A 422-nucleotide genomic window follows, 5' to 3' on the forward strand; every position below is an offset into this window, starting at 1 on the left:
GTAGAACACCACCTTGCCAAGGTGGGGGTCGCGAGTTCGAATCTCGTCTTCCGCTTATTCTATTCGGCGCCCGTAGCTCAATTGGATAGAGCGTTTGACTACGGATCAAAAGGTTAGGGGTTCGACTCCTCTCGGGCGCGCCATACCTTACATAGAATACCACATAATTGACGGGGAGTAGCTCAGCTTGGTAGAGCACTTGGTTTGGGACCAAGGGGTCGCAGGTTCAAATCCTGTCTTCCCGACCATCTTTTATACAATGGGGCCTTAGCTCAGCTGGGAGAGCGCCTGCCTTGCACGCAGGAGGTCAGCGGTTCGATCCCGCTAGGCTCCACCATATGTATTTTTGAAGTTACTTTATTTATTGGGCGGCGTAGCTCAGCTGGCTAGAGCGTACGGTTCATACCCGTGAGGTCGGGGGT

General features: G+C 53.3%; 3 tRNA genes. All 3 read left to right on the forward strand.

Annotation, left to right across the window (positions count from 1 at the left end):
* Nucleotides 1-66 precede the first annotated feature (66 nt).
* Nucleotides 67-143, forward strand: a tRNA-Arg gene (locus tag E2626_RS17030).
* 28 nt (nucleotides 144-171) lie between these two features.
* A tRNA-Pro gene (locus E2626_RS17035) sits at nucleotides 172-248 on the forward strand.
* A 13-nt stretch (nucleotides 249-261) separates the two neighbouring features.
* Nucleotides 262-337, forward strand: a tRNA-Ala gene (locus tag E2626_RS17040).
* The last annotated feature ends 85 nt before the right edge of the window (nucleotides 338-422 follow it).

This window comes from Jeotgalibacillus salarius (assembly GCF_004405125.1).
Classification (GTDB): Bacteria; Bacillota; Bacilli; order Bacillales; family Jeotgalibacillaceae; genus Jeotgalibacillus; species Jeotgalibacillus salarius.